This window comes from Parvibaculum sp. (assembly GCF_049671045.1).
Taxonomy (GTDB): domain Bacteria; phylum Pseudomonadota; class Alphaproteobacteria; order Parvibaculales; family Parvibaculaceae; genus Parvibaculum.
This window is the reverse complement of sequence record NZ_JBATUH010000043.1, coordinates 21,803-34,876: the sequence shown is the minus strand read 5'-3', so window position 1 is coordinate 34,876 and position 13,074 is coordinate 21,803. Positions and strand designations below refer to the sequence as shown.

Below are 13,074 nucleotides of genomic sequence, written 5' to 3'. Positions count from 1 at the left end.
TTTGTGAGGTGATCGAATGAAGCTTCTTAAAGCGCAGATGCTGGCTGACGGTTTCGTGTTTCCGGAAGGACCGCGCTGGCACAAGGATCGCCTCTGGGTGTCCGACATGTGGGACTTCCGCGTCTATCGCATCGCCGCCAACGGGAACCGCGAACTGGTTTGCGACGTTTCCCGGCGGCCTTCCGGGCTCGGCTTCCTCAATGACGGTACGCCGATCGTCGTCTCCATGAGCGACCGCAAGCTGATGAAGATCGTCGGGCCCGGCCTCGCGGAATATGCCGACCTCTCGAAACATGCGCGGGGCGACGCAAACGACATGATCGTCGATCCGAATGGCCGCATCTATGTCGGAAATTTCGGCTACGATCTCTTTGGTGGCGCGGAGCAGAAGCTCGCCGATCTGCTGCTTGTCGACACGGACGGTTCGGTGCGCGTCGTGGCCGACGGACTCGATTTCCCGAACGGAATGGTCATCAAGAATAACGGCCGCTCGCTCGTCGTCGCCGAAACCTGGTCGAACCGCCTCACGGCCTTCGACCGGGCGGCGAATGGCAGGCTTTCGCGCCGCCGCGTCTATGCCGATCTCGGCGACCGCTCGCCTGACGGTATCTGCGCGGATGCGGAAGGCGGCATCTGGGTATCCTGCTTCAATACCGGCGAGTTCGTGCGCGTCCTAGAGGGTGGCAGGGTGACACATGTCGTGAAGTGCGAAGGCAAGCGCGCCGTGGCCTGCCAGCTTGGCGGCAGCGACGGCCGCACGCTTTTCTGCTGCACCTTCGCGGGCGAGCTTGAGGACATTCATTGCCGCAAGCGCGCCGGTGCGATCGAGGCCGTGCGTGTCGAGGTACCGGCCGCCGATATGGCGGAGGTGTAAGCCGATGCCGGGAAAAAAGGCTGACCCGGTCGCGGATGTGAGCGGCTGGAAGACGCGGCTTACCATTGAGATGATCGAGCGCTTCACGGCAAGCGGCGAGTGGCGTGGTGTGACGCTTGCGGAAAGCGCCACTGCCCGTGCGCGCGACATGGGCACCGAGATTGCGGTGGTGGATGGCGCGGAGAAGCTCACTTACGCCGATGTGCTGAGGCAGGCGCACGCGCTTGCCGCGACGCTGCGCCAGCGTGGCTTAAAGGCCGGCGACGTCCTGAGCTTCCAGCTCCCCAACTGGTACGAAACCGCGATCCTGAATGTCGCGGCGAGCCTTGGCGGCTTCATCGTGAACCCCATCGTTCCGATCTACCGCGACGCCGAGGTCGGCTTCATTCTGAAGAACTCGCGAACGCGCGCGCTCTTCATTCCCGAGCGGTTCCGCAGCATCGACTATCTCGAAATGGTGGAGCGCCTGAAGCCGGACCTTCCGGAGCTGCGCGATGTCGTGCTGGTGCGCGCGGAAAGGGAGGGATACGAATCCTTTTCCGCCTGGACGGCGAACGAGAGCGACACCGACGAGAGCGGCGTCGATCCGAACGCTATCAAGCTCCTTCTCTACACATCGGGTACAACGGGCGATCCGAAGGGCGTCCTTCACAGCCACAACACGCTCCAGGCCGAAGTCGACGCCGTGTCGAGCTTCTGGGCTCTGAAGCGCGGCGATGTCGTGCTCATGCCTTCGCCCGTGACCCATATCACGGGCTACATCTACGCGCTTGAATTGTGCTTCGCGCTCGGCATCAAGATCGTCTTCATGGATCGTTGGGATGCGTCGGACGCGGTGGACCTCATCGCCGGGCACGGGGCGACGTTCAGCATCGGCGCCACACCCTTCCTGGTCGAGCTCGTGACCGAGCTTGAGCGGCGCCAGGCGACGCTACCGACCTTGCGGCTTTTCGCCTGCGGCGGCGCGCCCGTTCCGCCGGAGATCATCCATCGCGCCGGCCGCGTTCTGCCGAGTTGCCTCGCGTTCCGCGTCTATGGCAGCAGCGAGGCGCCGACCGTTTCGCTCGGCGTTGCGGAAGGCGATCCGCTCGAGCTTGGCGCCGTGACGGATGGCTGCATCGTCAATCACGAGGTTCGCATCGTGAACCCGGAGGATGGAAGCCTGGTCGCGCCCGGCGAGGAAGGCGAAATCCTGACCCGCGGCCCCGAACTCATGCTCGGCTATACGCGCTGGCAGGACACGCTCGATGCTTTCGATGCGGAAGGCTATTTCCGCACCGGCGATATCGGCTTCATCAGCCATGACCGGTACCTCACGATCAGCGGCCGCAAGAAGGATCTCATCATTCGCGGCGGCGAAAACATCAGCGCCAAGGAGATCGAGGACATTCTTCACAAGCATCCCGCCGTTGCAGAAGCGGCGGTCGTCGCCATGCCCCATCCGCGCATGGGCGAAACGCCGGCTGCCTATGTGGTGCCGCGTCCGGGCGCCTCGTTCGGCTTTGAGGAGATGGCGCGCTTCCTGGAGGAAGCGAAGCTCGCAAGGCAGAAGATTCCTGAGCGCCTTTTCGTCATCGCCGAAATGCCGCGCACGGCGTCCGGAAAGGTTCTGAAGCATGTGCTTCGCGCCCGCTGCAAGAGCGGAGAGGACCGGCCGGACGAAATCGCGTGAGCGCCGGCCGCTCTGGCGCAAACGAGCCGGCGGCGAATTTTCAGATTGCTCCGTGGTGAGCATGGACGTCGCGGACTGAGGGAGAGTGTGTCCGCGCGTCTCAAAGGATCGGGCTTTGCAAGGAGCCCGATAGCCTGCGCCGTTGCCAACATCCGGCGGCGCAGATACGCCTAGCTGAGGCGTTCCTCCCCAACTTCCCCGCTAGTGCCCCTCACTAGCGGGGATTTTTCTTTGTACGGACGACAAGGCGCTTCTCCTAGCGACGCCGACAGGAGGGGCGGGCAGGGCGAAATGCCGGGCGCATTCAAGGCGCGCCCTATGCTGGTGGTTGTAGAGGGGGCAGAGCGCGTCAGCGCGTTTTTGGCGGGGGGGTGACGCGATTGCGCAAGACGCCGATGCCTTCGACCTCGAGTTCGATCACGTCTCCCGGCTGAAGGAAGCGGTCAAGCTCCAGACCGCAGCCGCTGCCGACCGTGCCGGAGCCGATGAACTCGCCCGGCACCAGAGTTTCGGATCTCGACATGTAGGAGATGACTTTGCCGAAGCTCCAATAGGCGCTGCCGGAGTTGCCGCGCGCCCATTCCTCGCCGTTCACCCGGGCAATCATGGTGAGATTGTTGATGTCGACCGAATCGGCGGTTGCGATGCAGGGGCCGATGATGTTGCCGGTGTCGAAGTCCTTGCTCTTTGTCGGCCCGAGCATGCCTTGCATTTCCACGCTCTGCGTGTCGCGCGCGCTCATATCGTTGAAGATCGAATAGCCGAAGATGCGCCGTTCCGCTTCTTCCTCGTCGACGTCCGTCGTACGCGCCCCGATGAAGCATCCAAGCTCCAGCTCGAAGTCGAGCAGGTCCGAATAGGCCGGCCAGACGATGTCCTCCCCGCCGCCAATGACCGAATTCCTGTTGCATTTGTAGTAGATCGGTATCTGGTACCAGACCGGCGGGATGGTGTAGAGGCCCTTTGCCTCATATTCGCGCAAGGCCGCTTCGGGATCGGGCGCGGCGGCGGCGGCTTTCCTGCGCAGTGCCGTGAAGGAATTTTTCAGGTGGTCCTCGAAGATCAGGCAATCGCGGACTTGCGGCGGGTTGGGCAGCGGCGTTCGCAGGCGGACGCTTGCGGGATCGACCGAGCCCCAGTCCGCGCCTGAGCCCCCGGCATTTCCGCGCTCGGCGCGTGCGAGAAGTGTGCGTGCCGCCTCCAGGCCCGGTTCGCCGGCCTCGATGAGGGCGAGCATGGAGGTGAAGAAGCCTTCGGCCGCATGCGCGCCGGTCGCGGCCGCGCCTCTCGCAAGATCGACGATCCGGCCGTCCGCTCCCTCGCGGATGACGCCGATCCATTCGCGTCCGTCCTCCCGGGACGCGACGGTGACGAGCCTCATGCGCGGCCTCCTTTCATCTGTCTTTCGCCAATGCCGGCGCTTTGCAGGAGGCCGCCGATCATGAAATCCACGATGTTGCGGCGGATGTCCTCGAGCCGTCCGGAATGGCAAAGGCCGCCGGAGAGCCTGTCGACGCGCCCCGTCTCGGCAAAGGCGTTCACCATCGCGCCGAGAAAGAAGCTCATGGACCAGTAGAGCTTGGCCGGGTCAGCACTCGGCAGCGTCTGGTGCAGCGCCTCGATAAAGCGCTTCGTCGTCGGGTCATAATGCTGCTCGAAAATCACTGCTTGCCAGCGCTGGGAGTTGGCGACCAGCGCGACGAGGCGGCGATAGTTGGACAGATCGCGCTGTTCCTTGCGCGTCAGGCCCACATAGGGTTTCGTGAACGCATCGAGTATGTCGCGCAGCGTGCGCATGCTGTATTCGGCGATTTCGACCTGATCGAGAAGCGCGAGACGCTTGCCGTTCATCTCGTCGATGCGCATCGACAGCGTCGCAGCGAAAAGATTTTCCTTCGACTTGAAATGGTAGTTCACCAGCGCGAGATCGACACCCGAGGCGCTGGTGATCTCGCGGATCGAGACGCCATCGAGCCCGGACTCGGCGAAGAGCCGTTCGGCCGTCATGAGGATCGCCTGCCTCGTCGCGCGCCCGTCGCGCCGCGTTCCCCGGAGGGCGTCCTTCGCCGTCTTCTCGCCGCGTCCTGATATTCGGCTCTTCATCGTGACACGTCCGGCATCGAGCGGAAACCTCGACACCGATAGCAAGCCGGACGGCGGGAGACAACCGCTCTTGCCGCCTGTCATGGCGCCGGGACTGCGTCGATCAGAATGACTGCGAGAAGGCAGGGCTTGTCCGTCTTGTTGATCCAGGCGTGATTCGTCCCCCGCTGGACGATGCAGTCGCCCTGACGCACGACGATCTCGCCCTCATCCATGCCCATGATGCACTCGCCGCTGATGACGACGAGATAGTCGATGGAGTTCGTCTTGTGCATGGAGGGGTGGCGGGCGCTGTCCTCGGAGGTAGGTTTGTTCTCGCTGCCCAGCTCGTCGAAGATTCCCACAGCGTCAAAGGTCGTCTGCGATTCGGGCGGAATCTCGACCAGACGAAAGATCGTGCCGCGCGGCGCCGGATCGTGCCTCATCGGTCGGAGCGAGCGGTCCTCATGGCCGGAATTGTCGGCCGGCGTCTCGTTCGTGACCCAGAGTTCGGTCACGTAAAGGCCCTTCCACGATGGAATATGCGTCACATTCGTTCCGTTGTCGGAAAAGAGGATGGTCGATTTCCCCTCTGCGTTGTGGCCGGTGACGATGCGATTGACGGTCATGGGCATGACGCAGTTCCTCCCTTGTGGCGCCGGCGCTGCCGGCTCGTCGATCTCTCCCCGATCTCCCTGAAAGCATGCGCATGTTGAACGCTCGTTGTAAATAGATACAACGAGTGTTCAATTACGGAAAAGCGCGGTCGTTGGTGCAGAAGATCAAATAGTGTCTGAAATTCGGACGTTTTTACGTCCATGCGAAAATCGTGCACGCTTGCTGTTCATATGAGTTGATAGTCACTGACTGTTGACTCAGAGAAATTTCGCTCACTAGTATTTCGTCATGTTGCCAATCCGGAACTTATGTCGGGAGGAATTCATGGCGAGCCGGGAATCGGATGATCTGAAGAATTTGTACAAGGGGTGGGTCGATGCGATGACCGCCAATCCCGACATGTCCGTGGAGGAGCTGCGGCGCCTTTTCGGTCATTGGGGCGACGTGACGGCGGAGCCCGGCGGCGTCGATTACATCGAGGTCGATGCGGGCGGCGTTCCCGCCATGTGGGCCATACCGAAAGGCTGCGCTACGGACCGCGTGCTCCTTTGTTCGCATGGCGGCGGCTATGTCGTCGGCTCGATGTACAGCCATCGCAAGCTCTTCGCGCATATCGCGAAGGCCGTCGGCTGCCGCGCGCTCATCGTGCATTACGGCCTTGCGCCCGAGAACCCGCATCCCGGCCCGGTCAACGACATGGTGCGGGCCTATCGCTGGCTCCTGACGAGCGAAGGGCTGAAGCCGGAGCATGTCGCGCTCACGGGCGATTCGGCGGGCGGGGCGCTCGCGCTGACGACCATCGCCGGGGCGCGCGAGCAGGGGCTGCCGCTCCCCGTCGCCACCATGCCGATGTCGCCCTGGGCGGGGCTCGACACGTCGGGCGCGACCTATGACAGCAACGGTCATCGCGATGCGCTGGTGTCGCGGGAGACGACGACGGCGCTTGGAAGCCTCTTCATCGGCGAGAACGGCGATCCGAAGCATCCGCTGGCCAACCCTCTCTACACGGACTACAGAGGCTTTCCGCCGATCTATATCCAGGTTGGCGAGGCCGAGACCCTTCTCGACGACAGCCGTCGCATTGCCGAAAGCGCCAAGCAGGCCGGCGTGGAGGTCAGGCTCGATCTCTTCCCCGACATGCAGCACGTCTTCGAGTTCATGGCCGGGCATGCTCCGGAGGCCGATGACGCGATCGCCCGCATGGCCGAGTGGGTGCGCCCGAGGCTCGGATTGGCCTGAGGCGCATCGGCCGGCCTTCACCAGGTTCCGAATCGCGCCCGAAAGGCGCATGGCCGCCCGCCGGGGCGATTCGGAACGCCGCCGCGGACTTTATTTGCGAAGAAGCTCACGAAGTTGGCTGCTGCCCTTGCTGTCTTCGGGCGCGAAGTTGTACGTTCACCGCCGGGCGGGAGCGGGGCTTTCCGCCCGCTTTCCTTGCCGGGAAGACAGGGCGCAAGCCAGAGGCGGCCTGCAATGCCCCGAGCAAGCCGGTGAAGCGGCCAGGACGGAATATCTCGCCCGGCCCCTGTATGCCCAAACCCTCGATGTGGCGCGCGCGACGAGAGGACACCGTGAGAAAGACCGCTGAGAAAGTCCGCAACAAAAAATCCGTGCCGCCAGCCCCCGTTCGTCCCCGCAAGCGATTGTCGCGCGAGGAACGCTCGGCGGATGTGCGTGAGGCCATATTCGATGCGGCCACGCGCGTGATACGCCAGCATGGATATGCGGGCGCCTCGATTTCCCGGATCACGGAGGCGGCGGGCTTCGCGCAGGGTACCTTCTATCTCTATTTCGGCTCTCGCCAGGAGCTGTTCGACGAGCTTCTTCCCCATGCCGGCGTCGCCATGCTCGACTTCATCCGCGAGCGGGTGCGCGGCTCCAGGGACATTTACGACATGGAGGAGCGCGGCTTTCGCGCCTTCTTCGAATATCTGGACGCCAATCCGGGCTTCATCCGCGTTCTGAACGAGGCGGAGACGGCCGCGCCGCTCGCGCATCGCAAGCACTTCAAGATCCTCGCCGATCGCTATCTCGTGGCGCTTGAGCGCGCCGTGAAGCGAGGCGAGATCCGCAATTTCGATCGCGACGAACTCGAGACGGTCGCCTATATGATGATGGCGGCCCGCAGCTATCTCTACCTGCGCTACGTCAAGGGCAATGAGAGACACAGGAAGCTGCCGGAAAAGGTCGTCAGGGCCTATATGAAGATCATCCGGGGTGGTCTCTCCTAGCGTCTCGTACGCGGGCGCAAGGGCGCGCATTCAGGGGCGCGCGCTCCTTCTGTCATCCGACGTCTGAAGAATTGTGCCGCGAGGCAGCGCTTCCCTTGCGTCAAAAAATGAATCATTAGTCAGTGACTGTTGACTCATAATTCTCGGATGCCTACCATTTGGCCAAATCGGGGTTTCCGGAAAGCGAATCCGCGTCGTGGCAATCCTGAAGCTGTTTCCAGAGGCGCGGAGGCTGGAAACCCAATCCGGAAGCGAGAGGCGATCATGAATTTTTCCAACTACCAGACGCTGCTTTTCGAGCGTCGCGAGCGCGTGCTGACCATCACGCTCAACCGCCCCGACAAGCTCAACGCTGTCGATGGGCTCATGCATGAGGAGCTGGCCCGCGTCTTCGTCGATGCGGCGAACGATGCGGAAAGCGACATCATCGTCATCACGGGCGCTGGCCGCGCCTTCTCGTCAGGCGGCGATATCGACTGGATGCAGGGCATGATCGACCGCCCGGTGCTCTTCGAGAAGACCGCGCGCGAGGGCAAGCAGATCGTCTTCTCGCTGCTCGATTGCGAAAAGCCGGTCATCGCCAAGCTGAACGGACATGCGACAGGGCTCGGCGCCACGATCGCGCTTTTCTGCGACGTGATCTTCGCGGCCGAAACGGCGAAGATCGGCGATCCGCATGTGAGCGTCGGCTTTGTGGCGGGCGATGGCGGCGCGGTGATCTGGCCGCAGCTCATCGGCTATGCGCGCGCCAAGGAATATCTCATGACGGGCGATCTCATGAGCGCTGTCGAGGCCGCGCGTATCGGTCTCATCAACCATGCCGTTCCGGCGGGCGAACTCGACAAGCGCGTCGACGACTTTGCCGACCGGCTGGCGCGCGGCGCGACCAAGGCAATCCGATGGAGCAAGGTGTCGGCGAATATCGGCCTGAAGCAGCTCGCCCATTCGATCATGGACGCCTCTCTTGCTTATGAGGCGTTGTCCAATATCAGCGCCGACCATCAGGAAGCGGTGTCGGCCTTCCGCGAGAAGCGCCAGCCCGTCTTCGGCCGGGGGAAGTGATGAACTTCGCCGAGCCCGATCACATCCGTCAGCTTCGCGCGACGCTGGGCCGTTTCATCGACAGGGAAATGCCCCGTGTCGAGGCCGGCCGGTGGGACAAGGACAATCACTTCCCGCGCGAAGTGTTCCGGAAGCTCGCCGATCTTGGCATGATGGGGCTGACCGTGCCCGAGGAATATGGCGGCACGGGGCGCGATATCCTCGCCACCATGGTGACGATCGAGGAATTGTCGCGCCGCAGCCTCGCCGTGTCCGTGCCTTACATCATGGCCACCTGCTATGCGGGCATGAATATCGAGGAATGCGCGACCGAGGAGCAGAAGCGCGAGCTTCTGCCGAGGGTGGTCGATGGCTCGCTCATCTTCGCCTATGGCTGGACGGAGCCCGATGTCGGCGCCGATCTCGCAAGCGTGAAGACGCGGGCCGAACGCTCGGGCGACATGTTGCGCATCAACGGGGCGAAGCGCTTCTGCTCGGGCGCGGCCATAGCCGACTATATCTACGCTCTGGTGCGCACGGGGCCCGAGGAAGCGCGCTACAGGAACCTCTCTCTGGTTCTGATCCCGCCGACGGCAAGCGGCGTGTCCATTTCGACCATCGAAGGGCTGGGGATGAAAGGGGCCGCGACCACCGACGTGACCTTCGAGGATGTCGAGGTTCCTTTTGCCAATGTCGTCGGCGGAGAGGAGGGCTGGAACGATGGCTGGCGGATGATCGTCGGAGCCGGTCTCGACGTCGAGAAACTCGAAGTTGCGGCGATCGCGGTCGGCATTGCGCGCGCCGCGCTCGACGATGCATGGGAATATGCCTTCGAGCGGCGGCAATTCGGAAAGACGATCAGCAATTATCAGTCGATCCAGCACAAGCTCGCCAACATGAAGACGCGGCTTCATGCGTCGCGGCTGATGCTCTACCACGCGGCATGGTTGGCAAACAGCCGCACCCGCTGCGGTGTCGAAACGTCGATGACCAAACTCTTCGCAACCGAGGCCGCAAAATATATTGCGCTCGAGAGCCAGACGGTCTTCGGCGCCTATGGCTATGTGAAGGATTTCGATACGGAGCGCTATGTGCGCGACGCGCTTCTTTTGCCGATCATCGGCGGATCGTCCGCGGTCCAGCGCAACAACATCTTCAAATGGTCCGGAGGGCGCGCCTGATGAACCAATCTTCGTCCGCCGCGGCTGCTTTTTTTACTTCGCTAATACCCGCATTAATTGAGTGATTATAAATTGCTAGACCGCGCTGATGAGGCAAGCCACAATATAGATGGGAGAGAGGGCCGAGACGCTTTTCGAGCAATGAAAAAATTGCCGGGGAGGGGCGTCCAGGCCGCCACGACACAAAATTCAGCTTAGACGCTCCGGGGAGGTCAACTCGGCGGAGGGAGGGAATATTGCAAGTGGATGATCGACACGTAAGACAAGCCTGGGAGGACTTCGTCGGAGGTCGGCATATTCAGGCTGGCGTCAGGGACGCCGTCATCGAATCCTGGAAACGGTCGCAGCGGCATCGCATCGACCTCGAGCAGAAGCGGGCGGCGCTGGTCGCCGAAGCCGAGTTGTTCCGTCGTCAGGCGGAGAACAACACCTTCCTGCATGCGGCGCAGACCGCGCTCGCATCCTCGCGTCACTTCCTGTCGGAGGCTGGCGCGATGATGATTCTCACCGATGCCACCGGCGTCATCATCGAGACGGCGGGCGACGAGCGCGTAATCGATCTCGGCCATGAAATTCATGCCGCGCGCGGCGGGCGCTGGAACGAGGATGATACGGGAACGAACGGCGTCGGCACCGCGCTCGCGCTCGGACGCCCGGTCCAGATCCATGGCAGCGAGCATTTCTGTCCTGAATTCCAGCGCTGGGCTTGCGCCGGCAGCCCGGTTCACCATCCGGCCGATGGGCATGTGATGGGAGCCATCGTGATCGCCGGCATGGCGGCGCACTTCAATCCGCAGAGCCTCGCGCTCGCCGTGGTCACAAGCCAGCAGGTGTCGGCCGAGGTCGCCCGCGCGACGCAGCGCGATCACGACGTCCTACTGCGTCACTTTCTGAGCAAGCGCGCCCGCTGGTCCAGCGACGAGTTCATCATGGTCGACCGGCGCGGGCTCATCGTCCACGCTTCCGAACGCGGGCTGCGCGATGTGAACCGGCAGAATGCGGAGGCCATCTGTTCGGGCGCCATGCCGTTCCTCAAATCGGCGCCTTTCTCGTCCTGGCGCTCGCGCATCAACGATGCGGTGCCGAATGCGGGCGTGGAGCTTGTCGAGCAGGATGGCGATGGCATCGGCGCGATCGTCGTCCTGCATAATCGCCGCCGGAGCGCAGCGCGCTCGTCGAGCCGGACCATGGCCACCCTGGCCCACACCGAAAAGGTTATCTGCCTCGACGAGATACGCGGCGAAAGCCCCGCCATCAGGGAGGCGAAGGAGCGCGTTCTCTGCCTTTCGGAGAGCGGCGCGCCCGTTCTCGTCACCGGCGAGACGGGAGTTGGCAAGGAGCTATTCGCGCGTGCGATTCACGGCCTGAGCGATGTTGCCTCCGGTCCGTTCGTGCCGGTCAATTGCGGCGCGCTGCCGCGAGAGCTCATCGCGAGCGAGCTTTTCGGCTACGTAAAGGGCGCGTTCACGGGCGCGCGCGATGACGGGCGGGTGGGCAAGGTCGAGGCCGCCGACAATGGCGTTCTCTGCCTCGACGAAATCGGCGAACTGCCGCTCGAAATGCAGCCCTTTCTGCTGCGCGTGCTCGAGGATGGCATCATCTATCGCGTCGGCAGCAATGAGCCGCGGCAGGTCAATCTGCGGCTCATAGCCATGACGAACCGCGACCTGCGGCAGGAGGTGGAGGCGCGCCGCTTCCGCAGCGACCTCTACTATCGTCTCGGCGCGTTGCAGCTCCGCATTCCGGCGCTGCGCGAGCGGGGCGATGACATACTCCTACTTACGGAGCACTTCCTGCGCGAGATCGCGGGGCGCCAGGACAGGCAGACGCCGAGGCTGAGCGACGAGGTCGAGGATGCGCTGCTGAGCTATCCCTGGCCGGGCAATGTGCGCGAGTTGCGCAATGCGGCTGAGCACATGCTGCTGTCCAGGGCGGCGGAAGTACGGTTCGAGGATCTGCCGCAAGACATACGCTGCCATGCGGCCGATGGGCCGATGCCGGGCGGCGATGCCGCGCCGATGCCTCATCTCGGGTTGAATCTGAAATATGTCGAGCGTGGTAGCATCGAGGCCGCCATCCGAGCCTGCGGCGGCAATCTGACACGCGCCGCCAAGAAGCTCGGCATTGCCCGTTCGACGCTCTATCTGCGTCTTGCGGCTTATGAGGGCAAGCGTCCGAACGACGCCTGACGAAGCCTGCGTCCGGACGCCGGACGATCGATCGTTCGGCGTCCGAAACGCGGACGGTCCACGCCCCTCGCGCGCGGCGGCGCGAAACGCCTAAACCATTGAAACATGGGCAGTCAGCCGGATGCGCGAGCATCTGGCATGCAACATGCCTTTCTCTCTTCAAAATCCGTCGGAAGTTTTCTTCCGCCTGTGTTGCTTCGGCCGGAACGCCGAGGTGCGCATGCGGAGGATTTCGCTTCCCGGAGAAACGGGGAGGAGAAAAGCATGAAGCCCGCCGAAGTCGTCATTCCGAACATCCGCACCGGCCTCGATCCGCTGTCCGTCAGCGTCTGATCGCGCATGCTTCCGGAGGGACGTTCGATGGATTCGGGCTCGCGCAAGGTTGCGATCGTCACGGGTGGCGCATCCGGCATTGGCCGGGCGACAGCGCTGCTGCTGGCGGGAGAAGGAACCCGCCTCGTCGTGGCGGATGTCGGGGAGGCGGGCGGCGAGGAGACGGCGAACCTCATCCGCGCGCGCGGCGGCGAGGCCGTCTTCGTGCGAACGGACGTCACGAAGGACAGCGACTGCGCCGCGCTCGTCGCCACGGCGCTCGAGCGCTTCGGCCGTCTCGATATCGCCTTCAACAATGCGGGCGTCATCGGCTACGCGGCCTTCACCGCCGATTACGGCGTGGAGAACTGGCAGCGCGTCATCGACGTGAACCTCACCGGCGTCTTCAACTGCATGACGCATGAAATCAGGGCAATGAAGGCGGCGGGCGGCGCCATCGTCAACACGGCCTCCATCATGGGCAAGCTGGGCGCGCCGGGCGGCTCGGCCTATTGCGCGGCCAAGCACGGCGTCATCGGGCTCACGCGCGCCGCCGCGCTCGAATATGGGCGCGACGGCATTCGCATCAACGCGGTCTGCCCCGGCTATGTCGAGACGGCCATGACGGTCGGCGACGGCTCCATCTTCCCCAAGCGCAAGCTGCAGGCCGGCATCGACCGCGCCGCCATTCGCCGCATGGCCTCGCCCGACGAGGTGGCGGCGGCTGTCGCCTGGCTCGTCTCCGAAAAGTCCGCCTTCGTCACCGGCGAGGCTCTCACTGTCGATGGCGGCGTGAGCGCGGGATGAAGGACGTGGCGCGCTGGAAAACGAATTTGATTGAGGCGGATGAGAGGCGCCGCGCTTCGGCGCGCCG

General features: G+C 63.5%; 12 protein-coding genes. 9 read left to right on the top strand and 3 right to left on the bottom strand.

The window, feature by feature from the left end:
• The first annotated feature begins 16 nt into the window (after window positions 1–16).
• Together WBG82_RS05620 and WBG82_RS05615 are read left to right on the top strand one after the other, a co-directional pair.
• Window positions 17–874 (top strand): SMP-30/gluconolactonase/LRE family protein, encoded by an 858-nt coding sequence (locus tag WBG82_RS05620; RefSeq protein ID WP_424422414.1) that lies wholly within the window; start codon window positions 17–19, stop codon window positions 872–874.
• A 4-nt stretch (window positions 875–878) separates the two neighbouring features.
• Window positions 879–2,546 (top strand): AMP-binding protein, encoded by a 1,668-nt coding sequence (locus WBG82_RS05615; protein ID WP_424422412.1) that lies wholly within the window; start codon window positions 879–881, stop codon window positions 2,544–2,546.
• Between the two features lie 349 nt (window positions 2,547–2,895).
• Here the strand turns inward: WBG82_RS05615 and WBG82_RS05610 are convergent, their stop codons facing one another.
• The 3 genes from WBG82_RS05610 to WBG82_RS05600 form a co-directional block, all read right to left on the bottom strand.
• Window positions 2,896–3,927, bottom strand: coding sequence for a fumarylacetoacetate hydrolase family protein (locus WBG82_RS05610; protein WP_424422410.1), 1,032 nt, complete (start codon window positions 3,925–3,927; stop codon window positions 2,896–2,898).
• Window positions 3,924–4,649 carry a TetR/AcrR family transcriptional regulator gene (locus WBG82_RS05605; protein ID WP_424422407.1) on the bottom strand — a complete coding sequence of 242 codons (726 nt, stop codon included), beginning with the start codon at window positions 4,647–4,649 and terminating at the stop codon, window positions 3,924–3,926. The genes WBG82_RS05610 and WBG82_RS05605 overlap by 4 nt, the downstream gene beginning before the upstream one ends.
• A gap of 80 nt (window positions 4,650–4,729) precedes the next feature.
• Window positions 4,730–5,263, bottom strand: a complete 534-nt coding sequence (locus WBG82_RS05600; protein ID WP_424422404.1) for a cupin domain-containing protein — start codon at window positions 5,261–5,263, stop codon at window positions 4,730–4,732.
• A 307-nt stretch (window positions 5,264–5,570) separates the two neighbouring features.
• Between WBG82_RS05600 and WBG82_RS05595 the strand changes: the two genes are divergently transcribed.
• From WBG82_RS05595 to WBG82_RS05565, 7 genes are all read left to right on the top strand, one after another.
• Complete coding sequence (locus tag WBG82_RS05595) at window positions 5,571–6,485, top strand: alpha/beta hydrolase (RefSeq protein ID WP_424422401.1); 915 nt, start codon at window positions 5,571–5,573, stop codon at window positions 6,483–6,485.
• Between the two features lie 332 nt (window positions 6,486–6,817).
• Entirely contained in the window at window positions 6,818–7,477 is a 660-nt protein-coding gene (locus WBG82_RS05590; RefSeq protein WP_424422398.1) for a TetR/AcrR family transcriptional regulator, read from the top strand.
• A gap of 264 nt (window positions 7,478–7,741) precedes the next feature.
• Window positions 7,742–8,539, top strand: a complete 798-nt coding sequence (locus WBG82_RS05585; RefSeq protein WP_424422396.1) for an enoyl-CoA hydratase/isomerase family protein — start codon at window positions 7,742–7,744, stop codon at window positions 8,537–8,539.
• On the top strand, window positions 8,539–9,699 hold the full coding sequence (locus tag WBG82_RS05580; protein WP_424422393.1) for an acyl-CoA dehydrogenase family protein: 1,161 nt from the start codon (window positions 8,539–8,541) through the stop codon (window positions 9,697–9,699). Before WBG82_RS05585 ends, WBG82_RS05580 begins: the two co-directional genes overlap by 1 nt.
• A 242-nt stretch (window positions 9,700–9,941) precedes the next feature.
• Window positions 9,942–11,888: a sigma-54-dependent Fis family transcriptional regulator gene (locus WBG82_RS05575; protein ID WP_424422391.1), complete on the top strand. Its 1,947-nt coding sequence runs from the start codon at window positions 9,942–9,944 to the stop codon at window positions 11,886–11,888.
• 105 nt (window positions 11,889–11,993) lie between these two features.
• Window positions 11,994–12,221: a hypothetical protein gene (locus tag WBG82_RS05570; protein WP_424422388.1), complete on the top strand. Its 228-nt coding sequence runs from the start codon at window positions 11,994–11,996 to the stop codon at window positions 12,219–12,221.
• Between the two features lie 27 nt (window positions 12,222–12,248).
• Window positions 12,249–13,007, top strand: a complete 759-nt coding sequence (locus WBG82_RS05565; protein WP_424422386.1) for an SDR family NAD(P)-dependent oxidoreductase — start codon at window positions 12,249–12,251, stop codon at window positions 13,005–13,007.
• Window positions 13,008–13,074: the final 67 nt, after the last annotated feature.

What these genes read in the sequence shown, in the direction of transcription:
- WBG82_RS05620 (WP_424422414.1), top strand. Translation starts at nt 17, where the DNA reads ATGAAGCTTCTTAAAGCGCAGATGCTGGCTGACGGTTTCGTGTTTCCG.
- WBG82_RS05615 (WP_424422412.1), top strand. Translation starts at nt 879, where the DNA reads ATGCCGGGAAAAAAGGCTGACCCGGTCGCGGATGTGAGCGGCTGGAAG.
- WBG82_RS05610 (WP_424422410.1), bottom strand. Translation starts at nt 3,927, where the DNA reads ATGAGGCTCGTCACCGTCGCGTCCCGGGAGGACGGACGCGAATGGATC.
- WBG82_RS05605 (WP_424422407.1), bottom strand. Translation starts at nt 4,649, where the DNA reads ATGAAGAGCCGAATATCAGGACGCGGCGAGAAGACGGCGAAGGACGCC.
- WBG82_RS05600 (WP_424422404.1), bottom strand. Translation starts at nt 5,263, where the DNA reads ATGCCCATGACCGTCAATCGCATCGTCACCGGCCACAACGCAGAGGGG.
- WBG82_RS05595 (WP_424422401.1), top strand. Translation starts at nt 5,571, where the DNA reads ATGGCGAGCCGGGAATCGGATGATCTGAAGAATTTGTACAAGGGGTGG.
- WBG82_RS05585 (WP_424422396.1), top strand. Translation starts at nt 7,742, where the DNA reads ATGAATTTTTCCAACTACCAGACGCTGCTTTTCGAGCGTCGCGAGCGC.
- WBG82_RS05580 (WP_424422393.1), top strand. Translation starts at nt 8,539, where the DNA reads ATGAACTTCGCCGAGCCCGATCACATCCGTCAGCTTCGCGCGACGCTG.
- WBG82_RS05570 (WP_424422388.1), top strand. Translation starts at nt 11,994, where the DNA reads ATGGGCAGTCAGCCGGATGCGCGAGCATCTGGCATGCAACATGCCTTT.
- WBG82_RS05565 (WP_424422386.1), top strand. Translation starts at nt 12,249, where the DNA reads ATGGATTCGGGCTCGCGCAAGGTTGCGATCGTCACGGGTGGCGCATCC.